Annotated in this window: 28 protein-coding genes; 18 read left to right on the top strand and 10 right to left on the bottom strand. The window is 32.2% G+C overall.

What is annotated here, in order from left to right:
* Positions 1-37: 37 nt before the first annotated feature.
* On the bottom strand, positions 38-628 hold the full coding sequence (gene def, locus ACQ654_RS21855) for a peptide deformylase (protein ID WP_430412471.1): 591 nt from the start codon (positions 626-628) through the stop codon (positions 38-40).
* Between the two features lie 7 nt (positions 629-635).
* The gene (gene ruvX / locus ACQ654_RS21850; protein WP_430412470.1) at positions 636-1043 is read right to left on the bottom strand and encodes a Holliday junction resolvase RuvX; all 408 of its coding nucleotides are present in this window, start codon (positions 1041-1043) and stop codon (positions 636-638) included.
* A 202-nt stretch (positions 1044-1245) separates the two neighbouring features.
* Here ruvX and ACQ654_RS21845 point away from each other — a divergent pair, with 202 nt between their 5' ends.
* Both ACQ654_RS21845 and ACQ654_RS21840 read left to right on the top strand, forming a co-directional pair.
* A complete protein-coding gene (locus tag ACQ654_RS21845; protein WP_430412469.1) occupies positions 1246-2418 on the top strand; it encodes an acyltransferase family protein in 1173 nt (390 codons plus the stop codon).
* 86 nt (positions 2419-2504) lie between these two features.
* A complete protein-coding gene (locus ACQ654_RS21840; protein WP_430412468.1) occupies positions 2505-2690 on the top strand; it encodes a hypothetical protein in 186 nt (61 codons plus the stop codon).
* Between the two features lie 138 nt (positions 2691-2828).
* Here the strand turns inward: ACQ654_RS21840 and ACQ654_RS21835 are convergent, their stop codons facing one another.
* Positions 2829-3056, bottom strand: a complete 228-nt coding sequence (locus tag ACQ654_RS21835; RefSeq protein ID WP_430412467.1) for a class I lanthipeptide — start codon at positions 3054-3056, stop codon at positions 2829-2831.
* Between the two features lie 201 nt (positions 3057-3257).
* Positions 3258-3473, bottom strand: coding sequence for a class I lanthipeptide (locus tag ACQ654_RS21830; RefSeq protein ID WP_430412466.1), 216 nt, complete (start codon positions 3471-3473; stop codon positions 3258-3260).
* Between the two features lie 538 nt (positions 3474-4011).
* Between ACQ654_RS21830 and ACQ654_RS21825 the strand changes: the two genes are divergently transcribed.
* Positions 4012-4827, top strand: a complete 816-nt coding sequence (locus ACQ654_RS21825; RefSeq protein ID WP_430412465.1) for a 2,3,4,5-tetrahydropyridine-2,6-dicarboxylate N-succinyltransferase — start codon at positions 4012-4014, stop codon at positions 4825-4827.
* 202 nt (positions 4828-5029) lie between these two features.
* Here the strand turns inward: ACQ654_RS21825 and ACQ654_RS21820 are convergent, their stop codons facing one another.
* Positions 5030-5785: a lipopolysaccharide kinase InaA family protein gene (locus ACQ654_RS21820; protein WP_430412464.1), complete on the bottom strand. Its 756-nt coding sequence runs from the start codon at positions 5783-5785 to the stop codon at positions 5030-5032.
* Between the two features lie 156 nt (positions 5786-5941).
* Between ACQ654_RS21820 and ACQ654_RS21815 the strand changes: the two genes are divergently transcribed.
* Together ACQ654_RS21815 and ACQ654_RS21810 are read left to right on the top strand one after the other, a co-directional pair.
* Positions 5942-7006 carry a glycosyltransferase family 9 protein gene (locus ACQ654_RS21815; protein ID WP_430412463.1) on the top strand — a complete coding sequence of 355 codons (1065 nt, stop codon included), beginning with the start codon at positions 5942-5944 and terminating at the stop codon, positions 7004-7006.
* A gap of 1 nt (position 7007) precedes the next feature.
* The gene (locus ACQ654_RS21810; protein ID WP_430412462.1) at positions 7008-7577 is read left to right on the top strand and encodes a class I SAM-dependent methyltransferase; all 570 of its coding nucleotides are present in this window, start codon (positions 7008-7010) and stop codon (positions 7575-7577) included.
* Between the two features lie 261 nt (positions 7578-7838).
* Here the strand turns inward: ACQ654_RS21810 and ACQ654_RS21805 are convergent, their stop codons facing one another.
* Positions 7839-8672: a glycosyltransferase family 2 protein gene (locus ACQ654_RS21805; RefSeq protein WP_430412461.1), complete on the bottom strand. Its 834-nt coding sequence runs from the start codon at positions 8670-8672 to the stop codon at positions 7839-7841.
* A 147-nt stretch (positions 8673-8819) separates the two neighbouring features.
* Here ACQ654_RS21805 and ACQ654_RS21800 point away from each other — a divergent pair, with 147 nt between their 5' ends.
* Entirely contained in the window at positions 8820-9596 is a 777-nt protein-coding gene (locus ACQ654_RS21800) for a glycosyltransferase family 2 protein (protein ID WP_430412460.1), read from the top strand.
* A 188-nt stretch (positions 9597-9784) separates the two neighbouring features.
* Here ACQ654_RS21800 and ACQ654_RS21795 read toward each other — a convergent pair whose 3' ends face one another.
* Complete coding sequence (locus ACQ654_RS21795) at positions 9785-10507, bottom strand: polysaccharide deacetylase family protein (RefSeq protein ID WP_430412459.1); 723 nt, start codon at positions 10505-10507, stop codon at positions 9785-9787.
* Positions 10508-10657: 150 nt separating this feature from the next.
* On the opposite strand from ACQ654_RS21795, the gene ACQ654_RS21790 reads away from it, so the two are divergent.
* From ACQ654_RS21790 to ACQ654_RS21780, 3 genes are all read left to right on the top strand, one after another.
* The gene (locus ACQ654_RS21790) at positions 10658-11413 is read left to right on the top strand and encodes a glycosyltransferase family 2 protein (protein WP_430412458.1); all 756 of its coding nucleotides are present in this window, start codon (positions 10658-10660) and stop codon (positions 11411-11413) included.
* Positions 11414-11417: 4 nt separating this feature from the next.
* Positions 11418-12488: a glycosyltransferase family 4 protein gene (locus ACQ654_RS21785; RefSeq protein WP_430412457.1), complete on the top strand. Its 1071-nt coding sequence runs from the start codon at positions 11418-11420 to the stop codon at positions 12486-12488.
* 215 nt (positions 12489-12703) lie between these two features.
* A complete protein-coding gene (locus ACQ654_RS21780) occupies positions 12704-13294 on the top strand; it encodes a hypothetical protein (RefSeq protein ID WP_430412456.1) in 591 nt (196 codons plus the stop codon).
* A gap of 1 nt (position 13295) precedes the next feature.
* Here ACQ654_RS21780 and ACQ654_RS21775 read toward each other — a convergent pair whose 3' ends face one another.
* Together ACQ654_RS21775 and ACQ654_RS21770 are read right to left on the bottom strand one after the other, a co-directional pair.
* Positions 13296-14252 (bottom strand): hypothetical protein, encoded by a 957-nt coding sequence (locus tag ACQ654_RS21775; RefSeq protein ID WP_430412455.1) that lies wholly within the window; start codon positions 14250-14252, stop codon positions 13296-13298.
* A 6-nt stretch (positions 14253-14258) separates the two neighbouring features.
* Entirely contained in the window at positions 14259-14855 is a 597-nt protein-coding gene (locus ACQ654_RS21770; protein ID WP_430412454.1) for a class I SAM-dependent methyltransferase, read from the bottom strand.
* Between the two features lie 74 nt (positions 14856-14929).
* Here ACQ654_RS21770 and ACQ654_RS21765 point away from each other — a divergent pair, with 74 nt between their 5' ends.
* The 7 genes from ACQ654_RS21765 to ACQ654_RS21735 all read left to right on the top strand — a co-directional run bounded on the left by ACQ654_RS21765 (position 14930) and on the right by ACQ654_RS21735 (position 21405).
* Positions 14930-15832: a glycosyltransferase family 2 protein gene (locus ACQ654_RS21765; RefSeq protein ID WP_430412453.1), complete on the top strand. Its 903-nt coding sequence runs from the start codon at positions 14930-14932 to the stop codon at positions 15830-15832.
* A 2-nt stretch (positions 15833-15834) separates the two neighbouring features.
* Complete coding sequence (locus ACQ654_RS21760; RefSeq protein WP_430412452.1) at positions 15835-16395, top strand: L-threonylcarbamoyladenylate synthase; 561 nt, start codon at positions 15835-15837, stop codon at positions 16393-16395.
* A 213-nt stretch (positions 16396-16608) separates the two neighbouring features.
* Positions 16609-18033 carry a CCA tRNA nucleotidyltransferase gene (locus ACQ654_RS21755; protein WP_430412451.1) on the top strand — a complete coding sequence of 475 codons (1425 nt, stop codon included), beginning with the start codon at positions 16609-16611 and terminating at the stop codon, positions 18031-18033.
* 34 nt (positions 18034-18067) lie between these two features.
* A complete protein-coding gene (locus tag ACQ654_RS21750; RefSeq protein WP_430412450.1) occupies positions 18068-19102 on the top strand; it encodes a COX15/CtaA family protein in 1035 nt (344 codons plus the stop codon).
* Between the two features lie 27 nt (positions 19103-19129).
* Positions 19130-19642: an IS1096 element passenger TnpR family protein gene (locus tag ACQ654_RS21745; protein ID WP_430412449.1), complete on the top strand. Its 513-nt coding sequence runs from the start codon at positions 19130-19132 to the stop codon at positions 19640-19642.
* Positions 19643-19866: 224 nt separating this feature from the next.
* The gene (locus ACQ654_RS21740) at positions 19867-20091 is read left to right on the top strand and encodes a hypothetical protein (RefSeq protein ID WP_430412448.1); all 225 of its coding nucleotides are present in this window, start codon (positions 19867-19869) and stop codon (positions 20089-20091) included.
* Positions 20092-20346: 255 nt separating this feature from the next.
* Complete coding sequence (locus tag ACQ654_RS21735) at positions 20347-21405, top strand: nucleoid-associated protein (RefSeq protein ID WP_430412447.1); 1059 nt, start codon at positions 20347-20349, stop codon at positions 21403-21405.
* A gap of 62 nt (positions 21406-21467) precedes the next feature.
* Here the strand turns inward: ACQ654_RS21735 and ACQ654_RS21730 are convergent, their stop codons facing one another.
* Positions 21468-21653, bottom strand: a complete 186-nt coding sequence (locus ACQ654_RS21730) for a hypothetical protein (RefSeq protein ID WP_430412446.1) — start codon at positions 21651-21653, stop codon at positions 21468-21470.
* 252 nt (positions 21654-21905) lie between these two features.
* On the opposite strand from ACQ654_RS21730, the gene ACQ654_RS21725 reads away from it, so the two are divergent.
* Together ACQ654_RS21725 and ACQ654_RS21720 are read left to right on the top strand one after the other, a co-directional pair.
* Positions 21906-22808: an ABC transporter ATP-binding protein gene (locus tag ACQ654_RS21725; RefSeq protein WP_430412445.1), complete on the top strand. Its 903-nt coding sequence runs from the start codon at positions 21906-21908 to the stop codon at positions 22806-22808.
* A gap of 18 nt (positions 22809-22826) precedes the next feature.
* Positions 22827-23660, top strand: a complete 834-nt coding sequence (locus tag ACQ654_RS21720) for an ABC transporter permease (protein ID WP_430412444.1) — start codon at positions 22827-22829, stop codon at positions 23658-23660.
* Positions 23661-23820 lie beyond the last annotated feature (160 nt).

Below are 23820 nucleotides of genomic sequence, written 5' to 3'. Positions count from 1 at the left end.
TGCATCACTTTTTTTAACGTTATTTTATTTTTTCTAATTATCGTATTTTTTTGGCATCTGGAAAACGCATTTTGTAATCTACTTTGATGCGTCCGCGTGAAATGTTTGCCAATCTTCCTTTTAATAAACGACGTTTTAGTGGAGATAGTTTGTCTGTAAACAAAATTCCTTCAATATGATCGTACTCATGTTGAATAACTCTAGCCGCTAACCCGTCATATTCTTCTACTTGTTTTTCAAAGTTTTCATCCATGTATTCAATCTTAATACTTTCTGGACGAAATACATCTTCTCGAATATCTGGAATACTTAAACAACCTTCATTAAAAACCCAAGGTTCACCGTCGCGTTCAACAATTTTGGCATTGATAAACACTTTTTTCATACCTTGAAGTTGTTTTCTTTGTGCTTCGTCAAGTTCTTCATCTTCAGCAAATCCAGTAGCATCTACCATAAACAAACGAATTGGCAATCCTATTTGTGGAGCCGCCAAACCAACGCCATAGGCATTGTACATAGTTTCAAACATATTTTCAAGTAGCGTATCTAATTTTGGATATTCAGGTGTAATATCTTCTGCTACTTTTCGTAAAACTGGATCGCCAAAAGCGACAATTGGTAATATCATATTCGTATTATTTGTATAGATAAGATTGCAAAATGATAGTTGCACTTATTTCATCTATTAAACTTTTATTTTGACGTTGTTTCTTTTTCAATCCGCCATCAATCATGGTTTGAAACGCCATTTTTGAGGTAAAACGCTCGTCTACACGTTTTATTGGAATTGTTGGAATTGCTTTCGTTAACAACCGAATAAACTCCTTAATTAACACTTCACTTTCTGAAGGTTCGTAGTTCATTTGTTTTGGTTCTCCAACTAAAAACAATTCTACATTTTCTTTGGCAACATATTCTTTCAAAAAATTGATTAAATCGTGCGTACGAACTGTCGTTAATCCAGACGCAATTAATTGCATTTCGTCCGTAACGGCAATACCTGTTCGTTTCTTTCCATAATCAATTGCTAGAATGCGAGCCATACAAAATTTTGGCAAAAATAAGATTTATATTTCAATGTGAATAAAATTTGCGGAATTATTACTGTAATGATAGAGATTTACGTTGTTTGTGTTATTTATTTTTAGATTGAAATTATATATTCCTATTAATTTTACTTAAAACTATTCATTGTAAAGAAAAAATAAGAACTTGACACAAAATTTAAATTTCAAGCTAAATTCATTGGAAAAAACAACACGCATACATTCCCTAGATTCTTTACGCGCAATTATGATGATGCTTGGATTGGTATTGCATTCCGCATTAACATATAATGTTACAAATCATGGTGATATTTGGAATTTAAAAGATCCTGAATCTACACATATTGCAACTGATTTTTTAGTATTATTAATTCATTCATTTCGAATGCCAATCTTCTTTTTAATCGCAGGTTTTTTTGGAGCAATGCTGTTTTATGAGCGACAACCTCTAAAAATGATTCGAAATAGAATTTCCAGAATTGTATTTCCATTTGGTGTGTTTTTATGTGTGCTTGCGCCTATTCTTTCGTTTTCTTTTACGTATTCTGGTGCTATATTACGTAAATTTCCAAATCCGTTAGCTGATGCTTTAGAACCATTTTCTGAATTTTACTTTTACATTCCAAAAAGCACTTCACATTTGTGGTTTTTATATTATTTAATTTATATCACAGGGTTTTCAGTACTTGTTGCACTTATATTGAAAAAATTTCCAAAAGTAACTTCCAAAATTAATATGTTGTTCAACTGGATTTTTCAAAAACCAGTTGTTAGAATTCTATTTTTTTCAGGAATTACATTTATAGTTCTTTCTATTCTAAAAACACCAATGGTTGCTTCTTCAACTTCTCTGATTCTTGATACAAACACTTTTGTTTATTTTGTGTTTTTCTATCTAACAGGTTGGATTTTATACAAATCGAAACAACACTTACAAACACTTATGCAGTACGATTGGCTTTGTACTATTTTAGGGTTTTTATTGGTTATACTTCAAGGGTTTATAATTCAATTTTCAAACCTTGAGTTAACACCAACTAGCAATTCTTCTCTATTAATTGCGTTTAGCGCACTTATTGTTTGGTTACTTATTTTTGGAATTACAGGACTTTTTATTCGTTATGGAAGTCATTATTCAAAACGAATGCGTTACATTTCAGATGCTTCCTATTGGGTATATTTAATTCATTTACCACTAACAGCATTATTTCCAATTCTGGTATGGAAACTGCCAATTGGCGCAATTTTAAAATTTTTATTGGTCGTACTAGGAACAACAATTGTTTGTTTTGTAACGTATCATTTTTTCGTTCGGAATACGTCTATTGGTAAATTTTTGAACGGAAGAAAATATCCAAAAAGCCAGAAATAGTAACTATTTTGAAAATATTCTCTTTTTTTCGGGTAACATTCTTGTCTTTCATTAACAGTAGTGTATAAATCATAAAATTTTATATCATGAAAAAAAAGAATTTAAATTCGTTGAAGCTTAACAAAGTTTCTATTTCGCTTTTTGGAGGTGCATTACCTGGAACGCCTTCTAATGATGCTGGACCACAGCCAGATGAGCATGAATGGTTTACTGATGGAGGTGGAAGAATTTGCGAAACTTTTGCATCTTTTTGTAGCTTCACTACAAACTAATAGTCTAAGCGAACTTCGGTTCGCTTTTTTGCTTTCCCTTCCTAATTTTCGCAACGTACTAAAACTTCATTTGTTGACATAAAAAAAGGCAAGCATGTTTACTCACCTTTTTTCAATTTCATATGTGAATGTGAATGACTATTGCACGTCTTCCAAAACGTCTTTAATACATTTTAATGAAGAACACACAGCTCCATCTGTACATGTATCCGTACAGTCAATTGTTGGACAAGATAAACATGACCAACATGAAATTGCCGTAAATGTTGTAGCTGTTCCACCTTTAATTCCTTTTGCTTGCTTGTTACTTAAATTAGAAATTGATCTTTTGTTTAAGTTTAAGTTTTTGATGTTTCTTTTTTTCATGATACTAAGTTTTTGTTGTTAAACGTATTTCAAGATATATGATACCTATTAATCTTCCAATGAATGATTCTCGGTTTTTATAAATCTAGAGTTTACTTTTAAAATATAAAATATTGTAAATCAATATTTTAACTCTATTTTTTTGATTAAAAAAAAGGAATCGCATATACGTACCCTTTTTGTATAGTATTCTGTTTAAGATTATTGTACATCTTCCAGAACTTCTTTTAAACACTTTAAAGAAGAGCAAATTTCTCCTTCTGTACAATCAATTGTCGGACAAGAAAGACATGACCAACAAGAAACGATTGTTGCCGTTGTTATTGTTCCGCCTTTAATTTTTCCAGCTTGTTTGTTGCTCAAGTTCGAAATTGATCTTTTGTTTAAGTTTAAATTTTTGATACCTCTTTTTTTCATAATAGTAAGTTTTTGTAATTTAATATTGATCAATAGTATGCAACCTTATCCGGTTTTACAATTTATGCTTCTTTGTATTTATAAATCTGTTCTTCATTTTTAATCAACACTACAGATTACTTAATAAACTTAAAAACAAATACTTACAACCTTAATCAAGTATTCATCTTATCATTAAAATAGTTATAAAACATAGTTTTTTGTTTTATTTATAAAATTCTGTTAGATCTGTAAATTTTAGTAAAAAATCCATTAGAAGATTTTATATTTGTGCTTGTCAATTGACGTAGAATTTGTGTGAAGGATAGTAGCGGCATCCTTTTTAAAACTTTGAAACGTCATTACGAGGAGAAACGACGAAGTAATCTGTTTGTATGTTGTAACAGATTGCCTTGAATTATCTAAAAATTCTCGCAATGACTGCTTTTTTTAAAAAGATATAGCGAATAGCCTGACGAGTTTTTACAAAGCATAACATTTGTAAAAACTGGGCACACCCAAAAAATTAGTAGAATACGATTTTAGAAAATATAAAAACATGATTGCATTACGAGAAACTATTGAGAATGCTTGGGAAAACCGAGAATTGTTAAAAAATGAAGATACACAAGCTGTTATTAGAAAAGTAATTGATTTGTTAGATGTTGGAGAATTGCGTGTTGCCGAACCAACTACAGACGGTTGGCAAGTGAATGAATGGGTTAAAAAAGCGGTAGTTTTATACTTTCCAATTCAGAAAATGGAAACGTTGGAAGCTGGTATTTTTGAATTTCATGATAAAATTCCGTTAAAACGCGGTTATGCCGAAAAAGGAATTCGTGTAGTGCCACATGCAATTGCACGTCATGGTGCGTACATTTCTAAAGGTGTGATTATGATGCCTAGTTATGTAAATATTGGTGCATATGTTGAAGAAGGCACCATGGTTGATACGTGGGCAACTGTTGGAAGTTGTGCGCAAATAGGTAAAAATGTACATTTATCTGGCGGTGTTGGAATTGGTGGCGTGTTGGAACCATTACAAGCGGCTCCAGTTATTATTGAAGATAACGCGTTTATAGGATCGAGATGTATTGTGGTTGAAGGTGTTAGAGTAGAAACTGAAGCTGTTTTAGGCGCTAATGTAGTATTAACTGCGTCCACAAAAATTATCGATATTACAGGCGATGAACCAATTGAAATGAAAGGAAGAGTTCCTGCACGATCAGTTGTGATCCCTGGAAGTTACACGAAAAAATTTCCAGCGGGCGAATATCAAGTTCCATGTGCGTTGATTATTGGAAAACGTAAAGAAAGTACCAACAAAAAGACATCCTTAAATGACGCTTTGCGCGAACATGATGTAGCGGTTTAATCTAAACTTCTTGGAGTGTTGTATTAAGAGAGATAAAATAGATTCCTGTCTTTACAGGAATGACATAATTGCGGACTGAGATATTACTTGAAGTCCGCTTTTTTCGTTTTTGAATACTTCTCGATACAAAATTTTATTCTAAAATTTCACGCGAAGTGACGAATCGGTGGCTAAAAACCAAGCGAAGCGATCAAAAAGCCAACTACTTCTTAAGATACTTTTTCTTAAAATACTTTTTACGATTTATTTTTCGCTTGAATGCCGTGCTGTGTTTTAACAGTAAATCTTGGACTTCATGTAATTCTTTATTTGCCAATTCAGCGTAACGTTTGCTAATGATATGAATCATTTGTTTGGATAACCACAATCGTTTTAGGTTTTCCATGCGTTGATCAAGGTTTAACGATTCAAAACGCATTCGATTTAAATCGATTAAATAAAAATCATAATGATTGTCACGTTTTACAATAAGTGTATTTCCTGGAGAATGATCTAAGAAATTGACATTATTTTCATGTAGTTGAAAGCAAAATTCAGCAAACTGTTCTAAAATAATTCTTCGATCTTCAAATAACGGATCATGAATTAACGCACGAAAATCAAAATCGTACTCAATGTGTTTACTAATGTAGTAACTTTCTTTTAAACCTAAAATAGAATGATTTTCAACATACGCAATTGGCGCAGGCGTTCTGATAGCATTTACAGTCAATCGTTCTGCATATTCATACGAACGTTTTGCTTTGGAAGGTCGTATAAATTTATACACAAATCCATTCAAAGCTTTCGGCACACGAAACGATTTAATATTAACGGTTTCACCAGTTAAATCAAATGATTTAATCACGTTTCGTTCACCTTTCGTCACATACTCACCTTTGGTATCAAAAGCCGCAATAAAAGTAAGTAATTCGTCTCTTTTAGCTTCATAACTAGGGTGAATGTGTACAATTTGCATAAATGGTGATTATTTTTCAAAGATATGTGAAATGACCGTAAATAACATATTTTTTTAATTTTTGAAGACAAAAAATCAAATAGATGAATTGAAATTTTAATAAACCCCGAAAAAATAATACTTTGCAACAAGAGCCTGTATTTATAACAAGATTGCATGAAAAAAATATTAATTATACAGAATAAACGAATCGGAGATGTTTTGATTAGTTCTGTAATTGCTAATAATATTAAAAAACTCTATCCTGAAAGTCGCGTAGATTTTATGGCATACGACTTTACGATAGGCGTTATTCAACACAATCCAAATATTGATACAATTATTCCAATTAGTGAAAAGGAATTGAAAAAGATTCCAAATTTGATCAAAATGATTCGTAAAGTACGAAAAGAACAATATGACATTATTTTTGATCCGTATTCTAAATTACAAAGTCGTTTAATTTGTTATTTTTCTAAAGCGGCATATCGCATAGGTAATAAACGAAAACATAAAAAATTACCGCTTTCCTTTTACTCACATCCGATTAATTTATTAGATGAAAAAACACAAGTTTGTGGAAAAGCGATTGAAGATAGAATCAATTTAATTACTTCTGTTTTCCCGTTAGAAAATCCTGATTATGAGCCAAAAATTACGTTACAAGAAGAAGAAAAAGTGTATCCGAAACTGGACGCTTACAAACATCCTGTAGTAATGTTGGGAATTTTAGGAAGTACGCCACAAAAATCGATGCCGTATGAATATATAGCTCAAATTGTAGATTATATCACGTCAAATTATAAGGTTCATATTTTGTTTAATTATGCGCCGCATCAACAGGCAGAAGCTGATAAAATTTATAAAATGTGTACCAACAAGGAAAGTATCATTTTAGATATTTATGAAGATAGTATTCGCGGATTTGTACGGCTTATGTATGCATGTGATGTAATGGTTGCGAATGAAGGTGGCATTGTTCATATTGCAAAAGCGCTCAACAAGCCAACGTTTACGATATTTTCACCGTATGTGAACAAAGATCATTGGGCAAGTTTTGAAGATGGAAAACAACATGAATCTATACATTTATTAGAAGAAAAACCCGATTTATTTGATACATTTACGTTTGAAGAACGCAAAAAAATTGAGGAGAATCCACACGATTTATATAAAAAATTAACGCCAGAAATGATCATTCCAAAGTTGGAACAATTTTTAGCTTTACACATAAAGAAATAGCATGAATATTATAGATAAATTTCATAATTGGCGCAGAAAGCTACGTTGGAATAAACAATACCGCAATGGTCGTTGGGACAATTTGCGCAAACCTATTGAAGCAGAACGATATTACACAATTCTTAAGTTTATAAATTCGCATGGTAAAGTGAATCCTAGCATTCTTGATTTAGGTGCTGGAGAAGGTGTTTTGAATGAATATTTAGATGATGAAATGTTTAGTTATTTCTTAGGAATGGATTTTTCTGAGGTTTCTATTGAAAAAGCTAAAATGCGTAAATTTCCAAAAACAGAATTCATTACTGCTGATATTCATACGTTTACGCCAAGTCAAAAATTTGATGTCATTATTTTTAATGAAGCCTTTTATTATGTACATGATTCTGAAAAGCAACACGTTTTAGACAGAATGTTGAATCATTTAAATGATGATGGAATTTTGATCGTTTCTATTTATCGAGAAGGAATTGGTTGTTGGGAATATTTTGAAAAACTACAGCAACTCGATTACACTATTGTAAAAACAGAAGAAGAAAAAACGTATTGGAAAATTGGAGCGTATAAAAAATAGATGTTAGATGTTAGACCGCTTCGCTACTAGAATTAAGATGGTTTTGAGGTAAACTAGAAACGTGAAAGCTATTTCTTTGTCATTCCAAACTTGATTTAGAATCTCACAAAGATTGAATGAGAAGTTGAATAAAGTTCAACTTATTGTTTAGTTTGACGTTAGAAATTATAATTTTGAAGTTTCTAAAAATTGTCTATGTTCTATATTCTTGGTTCTTTTATCTAATTGATATCTCAATTCTAACATCTCATTACTCAATACTCACATCTCACTACTACCTTTCACAATTCCAAAATCCGTCCACTTTTTGTTTTCGTCTTTGGTTGTTTTTCTGATGGCAAGGTTTTTATCAATAGATTCTTGGTTTTTGTAACCTCTTGGATGATCTAAATGTATGCAAACAGCACTGTAGCGGATTTGTTTACTTTTTAGTCCGTAGTTGAATAAACGTTCGCCCAATTCACGATCTTGTCCACCGTATTGCATACGTTCGTCGAATCCGTTAATGCCTACAATATCTTTTTTCCAGCCAGAAGCATTATGTCCGTTCCAGCTTGCGTTTGTAGGTGTAATTGCGTTTAAAAAGCGTGATTTCAATCCAGCAGATGTCAATTTATTATTCTTAAAGGAAGTTTTTAAGCCGTTCTGCTTCAACCATTTAACATCAAAACAATTGCCGTCGTAAATATCTTCTTTTGTAATAAGCTCCGAAATATTCATTGGTAGCATAAAGTATCCTCCCGAAAGGAAAAAACCTTCTTCACGATGTTTTACATGATGTTCTACAAAATCGGCACGTGGAATACAATCGCCATCCGACATAATGATATACGGTGAACTGCATTTTACAATGGCTTTGTTGAGAATTTGAGACTTCTGAAAACCGTTGTCTTCATGCCAAACATGTACAATTGGATAAAAGACTTCTTTGCTGATTTCTTTAATCAAATCAATGGTTTCTTGTTTGGAACCATCATCGGCAATAACGATTTCAAACAAACGATAGGTTTGATTGTTGTAACCGTGTAAAACTTTTGCCAACCACTCAGGTGAGTTGTACGTACTTATAATTATGGAAGTGTCTATTGTTGTCATACAGACTGTAAAGATAAAGTTTTTTAGTAAGTTTCTTCTGCAAGAGCTAAATTTTGAAACAAAAAAAGAATACAAAATTTAGCTTTGCATCAAGAAATATTTCATTAATGCACATATTTTTTTCATTGGCTTTCCATAACGTTTTTAATGAAAAAATTATATGTACTTTTGTGCTTTAAATTTATCATGCCAACATTATCAGTCATCATTCCTACGTATAACGAAGCTTTGTATCTTAAAGATGCCTTGTATTCGGTGCAATTTGCAGATGAAATTATTGTGATAGATTCGCTCAGTACAGACGAAACTGTCGCGATTGCAGAAGCGCATGGTTGTAAGGTAATTTCTAGAAAGTTTGATAATTTTTCGAATCAAAAAAATCATGCATTACAATTTGCAACGTGCGATTGGGTATTGTTTTTAGATGGTGATGAGCGCATTACATATCAGCTTCAAAAAGAGATTAGTACCGCTATGAATTCCGAAAAACACACGGCGTATAAATTGAATTTTCCACACTTTTATATGAATCGCTTTTTGTATTTTCATAATAATGATGTCACACGATTGGTTAAACGTGAAAAGTGTCATTTTGAAGGAAATGTACATGAAAAATTGATTGTTGATGGAACAGTTGGAAAACTTAAGAACAAAGTACTTCATTACACCTATAAAGGTTTGTTGCATTACATAAGTAAAAAAGATAGTTACGCGTGGTTTCAGGCGGAACGTATGCTTGAAAAAGGTAAAAAAGCAACCTATTTTCATTTAGCTTTTAAACCATTATACCGTTTTTTCCATGAATATATTGTGAAACGTGGTTTTATGGACGGCGTTCCTGGTTTAGCCGTAGCTGGCATCAATGCATATGGTGTTTTTTCAAGATATGTAAAACTGATCTTGCTTCAAAAAGGAATACGATAAGTTATATTCAAGAACTTTTTATTACTATTCGTCTACGAAACCCCTTTCATTTATCTAAAAAATTAAATTCGAAAACAATTTACTAGTAGTTTTGAATAATGTATTTGAAAAAATGCATTACCCCTTTTTATTTACTACCAAAAGAGTTCTTCCCTAAGAACTCTTTTGCCTCTAATAATAGATAGCAATTAAAAAAATAATGACTTCCCATAACGCAGTTTAAATTTGAATTTCGATAACGAATCTTCTCCTTTAATGTCAATACGTTGTACTTGATAATTATCTTTAAACGGAAAGCGATTTACGCTGTTTCCAATACGCAAGCCATACGCAACCTGATGTTTTACTAATTGATTGAAAAAAGCATCTTGCTCAGGATTCTTTCGAGGATATTTTCCATACGGATACGCCAAAACATTGCTCACATTCAATCGATTGGAAATGATGAATTGTTTACACTTTTCAAAATCTTCGTTAATTTCTTCAGGAGATAATTCTGGATATTTTTTGTGAGAAAACGAATGTAAACCAAGTTCAATTGTAGCTTCGTCCATACTTTTCAATTGTGCGACTGACATCAATTTTTCATTGCCAGTATTCCATTCATCAACACCACCAATATATTGAAAAGGCGCAAAAAAACTTGCTTTTAAACCATATTTTTGTAACAGCGGATATGCCAATTCGAGTTGATTTACATATACGTCATCAAACGTAATTATGACTGTTTTTTTAGGGTAATCTGCATCCGTTTTTAATGCTTGTAATTCTGAAAAATGCAAACTTACATATCCGTTGTCTTTTAAATACCGAAATTGCGCTTCTAAATTTTCAGTTGAAATCGTTAATCCTTTGCTATCAGAAGTGTTTTTAGAAACTCCATGATACATTAAAATAGGTAAACTTGGCATGTTTGTATAATTGAAAAGTTAAATAATTAAACGATTCAAAAATAACAATCTTTCAATGATTTAATTCTTAAATCTCTTAATCTTCATAAAATTATTACTTTTGTCGCAACTGTATAACTTTTCACAGCAAAAAAGTAGCTTCATTTATATATGAACACAAAAATTAGTGCTTTAGCGATTACGTTTAATGAGGAAGATCATATTGAAAAATATATTGAACAGCTCTCGTTTGCAGACGAAATTATCATTGTAGATTCGTTTAGTACTGATAAAACAGTTGCACTTGCCAAAAAACACAACGTCACTTTGATTCAACGCAAATTTGATGATTTTTCATCTCAAAAAAACTTTGCTATTGATCAAGCCAACAATGATTGGATTACTTTTTTTGATTTAGACGAAGAAGTTCCAAAAGTACTCGCTGACGAAATTGTTGCAACGGTAAATGCTACAAATCCTGAGAAAGCATATCATGTAAAACGCGATTTTCATTTTATGGGAAAACGCATGAAATATAGTGGTTTTCAAACAGATATTTCCGTTCGATTGTTTCATAAACAATATTGTCGTTACAACGGAAAACCTGTACACGAAACCATTGAAACCACTGAAAATATTGGCATATTGCAACATCCTGTGGCGCATCAAACGTATAAAAGTTTTGATAATTACAATCAAAAATTAAGTCATTACAGTCGTTTGCAAGCAGAAGCTTTGTACAAAAAAAATGTGCGTCCAAATGCCTATCATTTCATCTTTAGACCTTTTTATCGTTTTTTACATCAGTACGTTTTACGTTTGGGTTTTTTAGACGGAAAAGAAGGATTTATTTTGTGTTATGTACATGCGTTTTCAGTATTTAAACGCTATTTACAATTGTGGACGATGTATCGGAAAATTGAATAATTTTATGAAAAACGTTTTTTTAGAATCACATAATATTAAAAACCTACATTTTGGGTTTGGTCAGTTCAATTATCATTTGATAAAAGGATTGCATCAAGCAAATATTGATGACTTTAGAATGACGCTTCACGCGAAAAACCTCAGCAAGTTACAAGGCGAATTTGGAACTTATTTTGACTATAAGAAATATCAATCATTTCGTCGCTATCCAATGCTTCGTATTCGTAAAAAGTACGATTTATGGCATTCGTTGAATCAAAATATAAAGATAGAACCGTATCATGATATTCCATATTTACTGACGGTTCATGATGTGAATTTCATTGAAGAAGAATCAAGTGACATGAATCATGAACGCAATGTGCGTTTTCGTGAAAAGTTAGCTCGCAGTAGTGCAATTACCTATATTTCAAACTTCGCTAAAGCATCCACGCACAAGCATTTTGATGTGCCAAATGTTCCTGAATATGTAATTTACAACGGAAACCCAATTCGTGAAGTGACACTTCCTAAAAATCACAAACCGAAGCAAATTTCTAACAAACCATTTTTATTTAGTATTGGTGAATTTACGCCACGTAAAAACTTTCACACGTTAGTGGAAATGTTAGCCTTATTACCCGATTTCAATTTAATCCTTTCGGGAAATAACAATACTGAATATACACATGGGAAACTTTCAGAAACGATTCAAAAACACAACTTGCAAGATCGTGTGATCATTACAGGAAAAATTGATGATGTAGACAAACAATATTATTTGCAAAATTGTACAGCTTTTGTATTTCCATCCTTACGTGAAGGTTTTGGAATTCCACCAATTGAAGCCATGCGTTTTGGAAAACCTGTCTTTTTATCGCACAATACATCGTTGCCAGAAATTGGTGGCGAACATGCGTTTTTTTGGGAACATTACGATCCGAAATATATGGCAGACGTTTTCGAAAAAGGCATGCATACGTTTGAAACAAACAAAGAAATCTACACGCAAGCCTACATAAAACGTGCTACAAGTTTCGATTGGAATGTCACTGCAAAACAGTATGAAGAAGTATATAGAAGTTTGTTGTTTTAGATCGCGCCAAAGCGCTATTATAAATCTATTTTCTATACTCTATTTTCTCAAAATTCAGTTTTTGATTTTCGACTCAAAACTCATAATTTTTTTAAAAAAAATCTCAATTCTTAATACTAACATCCCACTACTAATAAATTATTTAAAATTTCTTTGACGCAACCTTTTTAGTGAATACACATCTACTGTATATATATTAACTAAAACCAATTGCTATGAAAAAGATAATACTATTTACAATTTTAGCAGGACTCTTAACTGCTTGTACTGTGGAAGAAGAAACTATTGAGATAAATTCTACTAATCTACAGACAGAAGACTTAGAATGTGTCATTGACACAAGTAATCCGCCTGCCGTTTTAGGAACAACTTGGTTACGAACGACCGTTATCATCGAAAATGATATAGACGGAAATGGAGATGGAATTTTCTCAAATGATTTAATGGTTGAATCGACCTGCGGAACAGCTGTATTACAATTTAGAGATGATTTTACAGCTAACAATCCAATGTTTAATAACTTTTTTCTTGATGTTGATGATGATGGAAATGGAAATCTTTCACAAACCGTTGATTGCCTAATTGGAGATGGAATTTTTCCTAATTATACACAAGATGGCAATGTGATCTCTTTTTGTTATTCAGGAGAATTAGCATTTACTGCCACACTTGCTGCGGATGAACAAACAATTACATTTAACCTTGACTACGAAGACTACTTTTTTAACAACAATAATATATTAAACGCTGATGGCACTGTAGCGGTTTTTCAAAGCAATGTGATCATTACGTATACAAGACAGTAAACTAGTTCTCAATTCCAAATATAGGTTGTATCCAATGTTCAATTTTGTATTTCGATAGAATTTTTTCGTCAATTTCTAAATACGGCGACATGACAAAATCTGCTGGAATTTCAATATTGTGTTCGTCTACAACCAAAATATTTTGTGGATGGTAAAAGTCGTAGTTGACAATATCTTTGTTGGTTGTGATGAGCTTTTTGTGATGTCCTAACGCTTCAAAAATTCGGAAGGACAAACCAACTTGCTCAGTTCGTTGAATTTCAACTATGATTTTTGCCTTTTGTATCAACTCAGCAACTTCTGTAATCGATTTCTGCGTTGTGATAATTTCCACATGTTCGGCAGGCATTTCGCTTCCGTTATATACTTGAATGTTATAACTCCACTTGTGTTGCTTCAAGTAACTTGCCAAATTTTCAAGCAATGGAAAACGGTAATCATTAGTTGAAATATTGAAAAACTGATATTTATATTCTTGATAATTACTTTCTTCAAAAATATAATTTGTCAGTAATTCTAAATTGTATTTCTCAACATCCAAACGATCGTAACTGTATACTTTATCAAACATCGAAATGATGTCTGCTTTTCGCGGAAAACGTCGTGTACTATCGTAATAATAAGCAATAAACTTAGTTGTGTAGCTTTTAATAAAGTGTAACAAATTATCATTTAACACATCAGGACGAATGATGAAAATTTCATCTTGCTTACCTAATTTTTCTAGAGAAGCTTTGATTCGATCTGTAACAAATGTCTTTTTCAAATTCTTTCCTAATACAATTTTTGAAAAGAAATTCTGCGCTTTATGAAACGTATTTTTATATGCAAATGCAGGTTGATCTAAATATAGAATTTCCGCATCAATATGTTGATATTGTTGTAATGCCTTGTGAATATGTGCCGTGTAACCGAACGCAAAAGGCGCAATGATGAGTATTTTTTTTTGTGAATTCAATAGAAATTAAACAATAATTCCCAATCCGTTACAATGCGGATAATTATACACTTTTTTTCCTGTTGCTTTCGCGATATCAATGACAGCTCTACGTACTTCTGGAAAACTTTCGGTATCATGAAACACCGTACATTGACTGTGTTGCGCCGCCCATAAACCACATTCGTACGTTTCTTTATAATTGTGTACAATATCTACATGTGAAAAGTTGTATTGTTTGTCATCTTCCTTAATCCAATCGCGGTAATCTGACTTGATCAATTCAATATTTTTGAATGTAGCCAACGACGCTTTTGTTTTATCGTAATGATCACCTTTATGATCTGTATGCTCATCACCGATAAAAATATCAATTCCTTTTACTTCTTTAAAATAGTTTGAAAAAACCACTGACGAATAGCCAAATTCTACACCAAATTCGATGCAAGAATCGCGTCCAATCTCAAAACGATCTAAAATATCTTCAATAATCAACTCCAAACCTTCCCAAGCTGTTACCATTTGGATCATTTTTTCTGGAGTGGTCTTTTTTGCCGGAACATACGTTTCCATTGGCAATCTTTTATGTAAAAGGTATTTTTTTAATTTTGAACGAAGTCCCATAATTGTGGTTTGTGTTTGCGCAAAAGTATAAAATTCAACATAAAATTGTGTAATTTTGTACAACAACTACGCATATGAAGGATATTTCTATTGTTATCATCAACTATAACACCGCAAAGTACACACTTGAATGTGTGGATTTGGTTATTAAATTTACAGACACATCTTTGTCCTACGAAATTGTTGTCGTTGATAATAATTCCAAGCTAGAAGATTATTCGCATCTTAAAGAAAACTTCCCAACACACGCACATGTTTCATTACACAGAAGTGTAATTAATACAGGTTTTGGTGGCGGAAATATGTTTGGCGCGCAATTTACAAACGGAAAATACATTCTATTCTTGAATAATGACGCCATGTTGCAAAACGATTGTTTGTCCATTTTACATTCGTATATGGAAGCCAATCCTAATGTTGGTGTAACAACAGCGCAAAATTATGATGAACATGGTAAACACGTGATTTCATTTGATCATGATAAAGGCATTAGAAAGTTGCTATTCGGAAGAAGTTTCTTAGAAAAAAATTGGTCAACACAGTTTCCAAAACGTAAAAAGGAATATACTGAACCTGTTTCAGTAAACTTCGTCAATGGTGCGTTTATGTTTTTTAGAAGAGACGTTTTTGAAAAAGTTGGCGGATTTGACACCAATATTTTTCTCTACTTTGAAGAAATGGATATTTGTTTCCGCATGAGACAACATGGTTTTACAAGTGTATTGGTTCCGGAAGCAAAAATTTTACACTATCAAGGTGTGAGTACAGGTGTTTCTAAAGCAATTAGCAAAGAAGGAATGATTTCGCACATGTATGTGATTCGAAAAAATTATTCGTACTTAAAATATCTGTTCATCAGAATTTATTATTGTGTAATTTTTCTCATCAAACCTAAAAAATGGTTTATGCTAGGATTGGTTTGGAGAGGCGCACATGTATCTGAATCATTAAAACAAGAACAGCAAATTCGATTTTAATTATGATTGAAGAAATCAACAAAACTTTTGATCAATTGCAATCGGGAAACACCATATTATATCCTACAGATACTGTTTGGGGATTGGGTTGTGATGCAACAAATGCGGAAGCTGTGGCTAAAATTTACACGTTGAAAAATCGTGAAGAAAGTAAGGCATTAATTTGTTTGGTGAGTGACATTCGTATGTTGGAACGTTATATTGAAAACATTCCGAAAGTTGCCTATGAATTACTAGAAGCTTCAGATAAACCTACAACTATTATTTACGATAATCCTGTTGGTATTGCAAAAAATTTAGTTGCTTCAGATCGTACCTTAGCAATCCGAATTCCAGATGATGAATTCTGCCAGAAACTCATTCGGAAATTCAAACGTCCAATTGTATCTACTTCGGCAAATATTAGTGGCCAAGCTACACCAAAAAGCTATAAAGAAATTAGCGCTGCTATTTTAAAAGGTGTAGACTATGTTGTGAATTTGCAAAACGAAAAAAAAGCCTCCAAACCATCGACAATTATACAATTGCGATCAAACGGAGAAATTAAAGTAATTAGAGCGTAGATTGGCTAGTTGCTAATATCTATGAACGTCAGTTCTAGTTTTTGATAAGAGTCAAAAGTATCGAGAACAGCTTAGATATTCTAATTATTTCTCGATACAATTTTCTTTCGAAAATCATTCGAAATGACAATTGTAAATATTAAATTATGATGTTTTTAAATATTTATAATACCTAAAACATTCGTAAATTTGCACCACATTTAGAATACATTGATGAATTACAAAGAAGCATTACAACTCGATATTTTTTCTACAATTTCAAAAGCCGCAACCGAATTACAGCTCGAAACGTATGTAATTGGTGGATTTGTGCGCGATTTACTTTTGAAACGCGGTGATGCAAAAGATATTGATATTGTTGCCGTTGGAAGCGGAATTGAGCTCGCGAAAAAAGCAGCTTCACTCCTACCCAATAAACCAAAAGTACAAGTGTTTAAAAATTATGGTACTGCCATGATTAAAACCAAAGAAATAGAAATTGAATTTGTCGGCGCCCGAAAAGAAAGTTACGAACGTGGAAGTCGCAATCCTGCAGTAGAAAACGGGACGCTTCAAGATGATCAAAATCGTCGTGATTTTTCTATCAATGCAATGGCGTTGAGTTTAAATGAAAACAATTTTGGGGATTTACTCGATCCGTTTAACGGTTTACAAGATTTAAAAGACAAGCGAATTGTAACACCACTCGATCCCGATATTACCTATTCGGATGATCCGTTACGAATGATGCGTGCCATCAGATTTGCTACACAATTAAATTTCAGAATTGATCCTGTTTCGCTAGAAGCAATTACACGAAATGCAACTCGTATTGATATTATTTCGAAAGAACGAATTGTAGTAGAGTTGAATAAAATTTTATTGAGTTCAACACCTTCTACAGGTTTTATATTGTTAGAAAAAACAAAACTTTTACCTCATATGTTACCCGAATTAGTCGCCTTAAAAGGAATTGACGAAAAGGAAGGGCAAACACACAAAGACAATTTTTATCACACTTTAGAAGTTGTTGATAATATTTCTGAAAACACAGATGACGTTTGGTTGCGTTGGGCGGCGTTGTTACACGATATTGGAAAAGCACCAACGAAACGTTTTCACAAAAAGATTGGTTGGACATTTCACGGACATGAATTTGTAGGTGGAAAAATGGTACACAAACTTTTTAAACGATTAAAAATGCCGTTGAATGAAAAGGTTAAGTTCGTTCAAAAAATGGTGATGATGAGTTCGCGACCAATTGTATTGTCACAGGATGGCGTGACAGATTCGGCAGTGCGTCGCTTGGTATTTGATGCTGGCGAACATGTAGAAGATTTAATGACCTTGTGCGAAGCGGATATTACAACCAAAAATCCGAAGAAGTTTGCAAAGTATCGCAACAACTTTAAAATTGTTCGTGAAAAGATTGTAGAAGTTGAAGAACGCGATCAAGTACGTAATTTTCAGCCACCAGTTTCTGGTGAAGAAATTATGAGAGCATTCAATTTAAAACCTTCGCGCGAAATCGGAATCATCAAACATGCCATAAAAGAAGCAATTTTGGAAGGTGATATTCCAAACGAACACAATGCAGCATACAAATTTATGCTTGCCAAAGGAAAAGAATTAGGTTTAAAAGTACATAACGCAACTTAAACTTTTTAGCTAACCGAAATAAACATACAGATTGATGAAAAAACATTTTCACACCATTGCAAAAGTCACACTCATACTCGTATATCTCGTTATCATTGCTGGTGCCGTTGTTCGTATGACTGGAAGTGGAATGGGTTGTCCTGATTGGCCAAAATGTTTTGGATATTACATTCCTCCAACAGAAGAATCACAATTAGAGTGGAAATCCAATCATTTTTATGAAGACGGAATGGTGATTATTGTGGACGAAGCATTGCAAGTTGCCAAAGAAGATTTTACAACGACAACAACTTTTATCAGTGAAAACTGGGAACCATATACAAAACATGATTATGCTATTTTTAACGCGTTTCATACGTGGGTGGAATATATCAATCGCTTGTTTGGCGCATTAGCCGGACTTGCTACGTTGGTATTATTAATTGGTTCTTTTTGGTATTGGAACGAACGAAAAAGCATTCCAATTTTATCATTCTTTACCGTTTTAGGCATGGGATTTCAGGCTTGGTTAGGAAAAACAGTTGTAGATTCAAACTTAGCACCTTTTAAAATTACGATTCATATGGTGATGGCGTTGGTTATTGTTGCCGTGTTGCTATACATTATTCATGTAACTTCGAGTAAAATTAAATCGCATAAAAAAGACAAAATTTTCACACAATTACTCTATGTTTCTATTATTTTAACATTGATTCAAGTTGTATTAGGAACACAAGTTCGACAGTTTGTAGACGAGCAAATTCACACATTAGGAGAAACAAGTAAGGAGTTATGGCTTGCCAAACCAGAACTCGATTTTTATGTTCACAGAACGTTTTCTGTTGTTGTATTCTTGGTGAATGTAGCCTTATTTTACAGATTCCGAAAATTACAATTAGGTTTCAAAAAGATATATTGGGTTATGGTTTTATTAGTGTTAGAAATCATTTCGGGAATTGCCATGTATTACTTTGATTTTCCATTTGGAACACAAACTATACATATTGTAATTGCGACCATTTTATTCGGAATTCAATTTTATCTTATCTTAGAAGCAAATAAAGCGGTAAACAACGTAGAAAGTTTGTAGATTTGCAATCCAAATTTTTAAAAGGTCATGATTTATAGATTCAGAGTTATATTAGATGCCAAAGAAGATGTGTTCCGAGATATTGAAATTCAGGAAGATGCAACTTTTGAAGACTTTCACAATGCCATTACACAAGCATTTGGTTTTGACGGAATGGAAATGGCGTCTTTTTATGTGAGTGATGATGAATGGAATCAAGGAGAAGAAATTTCTCAGTTTGATATGAGCGAAGGACAAAATTCTATTCGATTGATGAATGAAACTACATTAGATGGTGTTTTGTCTGAAGATCAAACACGATTGATTTATGTGTACGATTTTTTAAACATGTGGACATTTTTGGTAGAACTTGCTGAAATTGCCGAACCTGTAGTTGGAGAATTGTACCCAAACTTATTGTTTACACACGGAATTTTACCAGATAGCGCGCCAGACAAACAGTTTGAAGCCGAACAAGATCCATACGGATTGAAAGATGATGATGAAGATTTAGACATTAATGATTATGATAGTTTAAATTTTGACGAAAATTGGAACTAGTTTGAACAAACGTAGTTACCTAAAATAGGATAAGCGTTGCAAAGTAATTCTAAAAAATAATTGCCTTAAAATCTTATAAAATAACAAGCCAATGACCGCGTTATGCAGTTTCATTGGCTTTTTTTGTCGTGATTTATAAATGACGATTATCATTATTTTATTCTTGTTCAGAAATCTTATAGGTTTGAGTTATTAATTAATCATTATTATAAAACCTTATTATTATGAAAAAAAGAAATTTAAAATCGTTGAATTTGAACAAGAGTTTAGTTTCAAATTTTAAAAAGAATGCACTTAGTGGCGGAACTTTTACGACAATTTCTATCGGCACACTTATCTCTGTAATTGATGGCCCTGGATGTAACTCAGAAATAGGTTGCACAGGTGGACCAGATCAGACAATGTCTTGTCCTAATAATTCATGTCACGGTTGTACTGGCGATAAATAAAAAAATGAACTTAGGTTCAGTTACAGTCGGAAGAAAAAATCTTCCGACTTTTTTTGTTTTATAAAAGACCATTTTCTTTTATGCTGCTCAAAATCATTTGTGTAGGTGTTTCTTATTTTATTGTGAATAAAACGAGCAGCGTCAAGGTATTTTTTAAGTTTTTTTCTATTACTTTTGCCAATCAGCAACAGATTCTAAAAGACGTATAATTTCGTCTTTGGAAACTAGTATTCTCAGAAAATAAAATACCCTATAATGATCAATTTATACAGTGCACAAATAGATTCGTTATCTATTCATAAAGTTGGAAATAAAAGTAGAAATGAAAATGTGTTTCTTTCTTCAGAACCGTATCAATTAACGGATGAAATTACACCATTACTTAAAGAATATTTTTTCAAACCTTTTAGAGAAAAAGAAGAAAATTATTTTCAGTTTACGAATGAAGTTGATATCGAATTTAATCAGTTGTTTGCAATTGTAACTGCTGTTTTTAATGATCCAGCTTCTATTCATGAAAATTCAAAAAAGATAGCTTCTTTATTGTTTGAACAATCGCAACATCCACATATTAAAAGTGGTGAAGTGTATGTTGGATATTTTGAAAACGTTGTTATTGATAATGAAAAAGTAGATGCCGTTGGAATTTTTAAATCAGAGATTAAGAACGACTTTCTTCAGTTTGAAGAAAACGGAAGTAATTTAGATGTCTTATTTCAACAAGGAGTTTCATTAAACAAGTTGGATAAAGGCTGCATTATTTTTAATGTAAAAAAGGAAGAAGGTTATAAAATTTTATCGGTTGACAGTAATAAATACGATACTAAATATTGGTTAGATCATTTTTTAGGTGTTGATGCGTTTGCTGACGAGAATTTTTACACCAAAAAATATTTGAAATTCTGTCAAAATTTTGCAAAAGATGTTGTTTTTCCTGCGGAAGATAAGAAGGAAGAAGTAATGTTTATGAACAGAGCTGTGAATCATTTTGCAAAAAATGATACGTTTGAAGAAACAGAGTTTTTAAATGATGTAATTGAGAATCCGGATTTGATTCCAGAATTTAAACATTATAAAGTTGAGAAAGGTCCAAAATACAGTATTGAAGATGTTTCTGAATTTCCAATTGCAAACAAAGCCGTTTCATCTGCTCGAAAAAGTATTAAAAACACTATTAATTTAGATACGAATATTCAAATTAAACTTGATTTCATCAATCCAGAATCTGCGGAGAAGTTTGTAGAAAAAGGTTGGGACGAAGAAAAGCAAATGTATTATTACTTAGTGTATTTTAACAAAGAACAGAAAGCATAATTCACATAGAAAAGGTAGCATATCGTTTATAACATATGCTACCTTTTTAACTTCATCTATTTTTAACCATCCAAACCTTCTAAACAAGGTTCATTGACTTCTGAAATAAAACAACCACCATTTGGCAGTGGCACTCCTTGGCATTGTATACATACTTGAGGATCATAATTTACACCGCCACGAATTGTTGCTTGCTGTTGTTTTTTTAATTCTGAAACTCCCTTAATTCCTAAAATTCCTTTTAACATAGTTATAAATTTAAATTGCCTACTCTGTTTGAAATCGGTTTTTCGGCATACACCTTTTTTGGTTTTTCTAAATTATATGATATGATAGTTTTTGAAGTATTTTTAAAACTCAATATGTTCAGGTGTACCCAATAAGACTATTTCTACATTTGATTTTAAAAAAAGTAGAGAAAGTGGAGATTTCCATGTATTTTGTAACAAATCTTAATTTGAGTCGTCAACTATATACAATCAATCAAAAAACTATTCATATTGAAAACTATTCTAACACTGCAAAACCTCAGTAAAAACTTTGGTTTAATAAAAGCAGTACAAGACTTATCATTCACCATAGAAAAAGGGAATGTATACGGTATTTTAGGACCTAACGGAAGTGGAAAATCTACCACTTTAGGAATGGTCTTAAATGTTGTTAATAAAACTTCTGGAAATTTTCATTGGTTTGACGGAAATGTTCAAGTACATGATGCTTTGAAAAAAGTAGGCGCCATTATTGAACGCCCAAATTTTTACCCGTACATGTCTGCAAAAGACAATTTAAAGTTAGTGTGCAAAATTAAAAATGTTTCAACTGATAAAATTGACAAAAAACTGGAACTCGTTGGACTTTTAGAACGAAAAAACAGTTCGTTTAGAACATTTTCATTAGGAATGAAACAACGATTAGCAATTGCTTCTGCCCTATTGAATGATCCAGAAATTTTAATTTTAGATGAACCAACAAATGGACTAGATCCGCAAGGAATTCATCAAATTAGAGAAATTATTAAAAAAATTGCGTCAAAAGGAACTACTATTTTGTTGGCTTCTCACTTATTGGATGAAGTTGAAAAAGTATGTTCGCATGTCGTAATTTTAAGAAAAGGAAAGAAAATATATTCAGGACGCGTGGACGAAATGGTAGCGAGTCAAGGATTTTTTGAATTAAAAACAGCGCAAGAAGATCAGTTACTGTCGTATTTACAGAATAACAATTCTTTTGGGAAAATCAAAAGACAAGACGGATTGATTACCGCTTTTTTAACGGCACCTTTAAGTGCTGCCGATTTTAACAAACAAATGTTTAATGAAGGTATTGTGCTATCGCACTTAGTGCAACGAAAAGAAAGCTTGGAAGAACAATTCTTAATCCTTACCGAAAATCAATCTAACTAATTTCATTCATCATCGACTATGGTACGTTTACTACAAATAGAATTTCAAAAACTCTGGCTCAACAGAACCAGCAAACTATTATTATTAATATCTTTTATATTTCCACTATCCATTTTAATTCTTTCCTCTATAAAGATTAACTTTTTTGGATATTTTACACTTGACTTATCAGAAACTAAAATTTTTGAGTTTCCATACATATGGCATATTACTACATTTTTTATTGCTTTCTTTAAGTTTTTCTTTGCTATTGTGGTGGTTTCCATGATTGGGAACGAATACAGTAACAGAACTTTAAAGCAAAATTTAATTGACGGATTGAGCAAAAAAGAAGTCATTCTTTCCAAGTTTTACTTCATTTTAGCCTATTCGGTAGTGGTTACTTTTGTTGTATTTTTGATTACGTTAACCATTGGTGTGCTCAACACACCATCTCAAGATTTATATATTGACACTGTTTTTAGTGGCACTGAATTCATCTTAGCCTATTTTGTAAAACTATTGACATTCTTTAGTTTATGCTTGTTTGTAGGTGTATTGATAAAACGATCAGCTTTTTCATTAGGTTTCTTGTTTATAAGTTTTATACTAGAACTTATTTTATATGGTTTATTCCGCTTTAAATGGTACAATTATGATATTTCTAATGAAATTATGCAGTTTTTCCCATTTACCGCAATGTGGAATTTAATTGATGAACCTGCATCACGAATTGTTGCTCTACACAATCCAACTGATGTTACACTTATAACTGACTATCCAGCATATTGGTATGAATTTGTAATTGCAGGCGCGTGGATTTTTATTTATATCTTTTTATCCTACCGATTATTAAAAAGTAGAGATTTATAACAAAATAGTATACCAAACGAATAGATTTTATATAAAGAGCGGAGAAATTCGCTCTTTTTTTGGTTCTTAATTTAGTATATTTGGCAACCGCTGAGTATTGATAATTGCTATGAAATACCTCAATATAACTCCTTCTATGATTTCCCTTTTTTAAAATCAT

Origin of the sequence: Kordia sp., from assembly GCF_965283645.1 — a bacterium.
Classification (GTDB): Bacteria; Bacteroidota; Bacteroidia; order Flavobacteriales; family Flavobacteriaceae; genus Kordia.
This window is presented reverse-complemented; position numbering and strand designations above follow the sequence as displayed.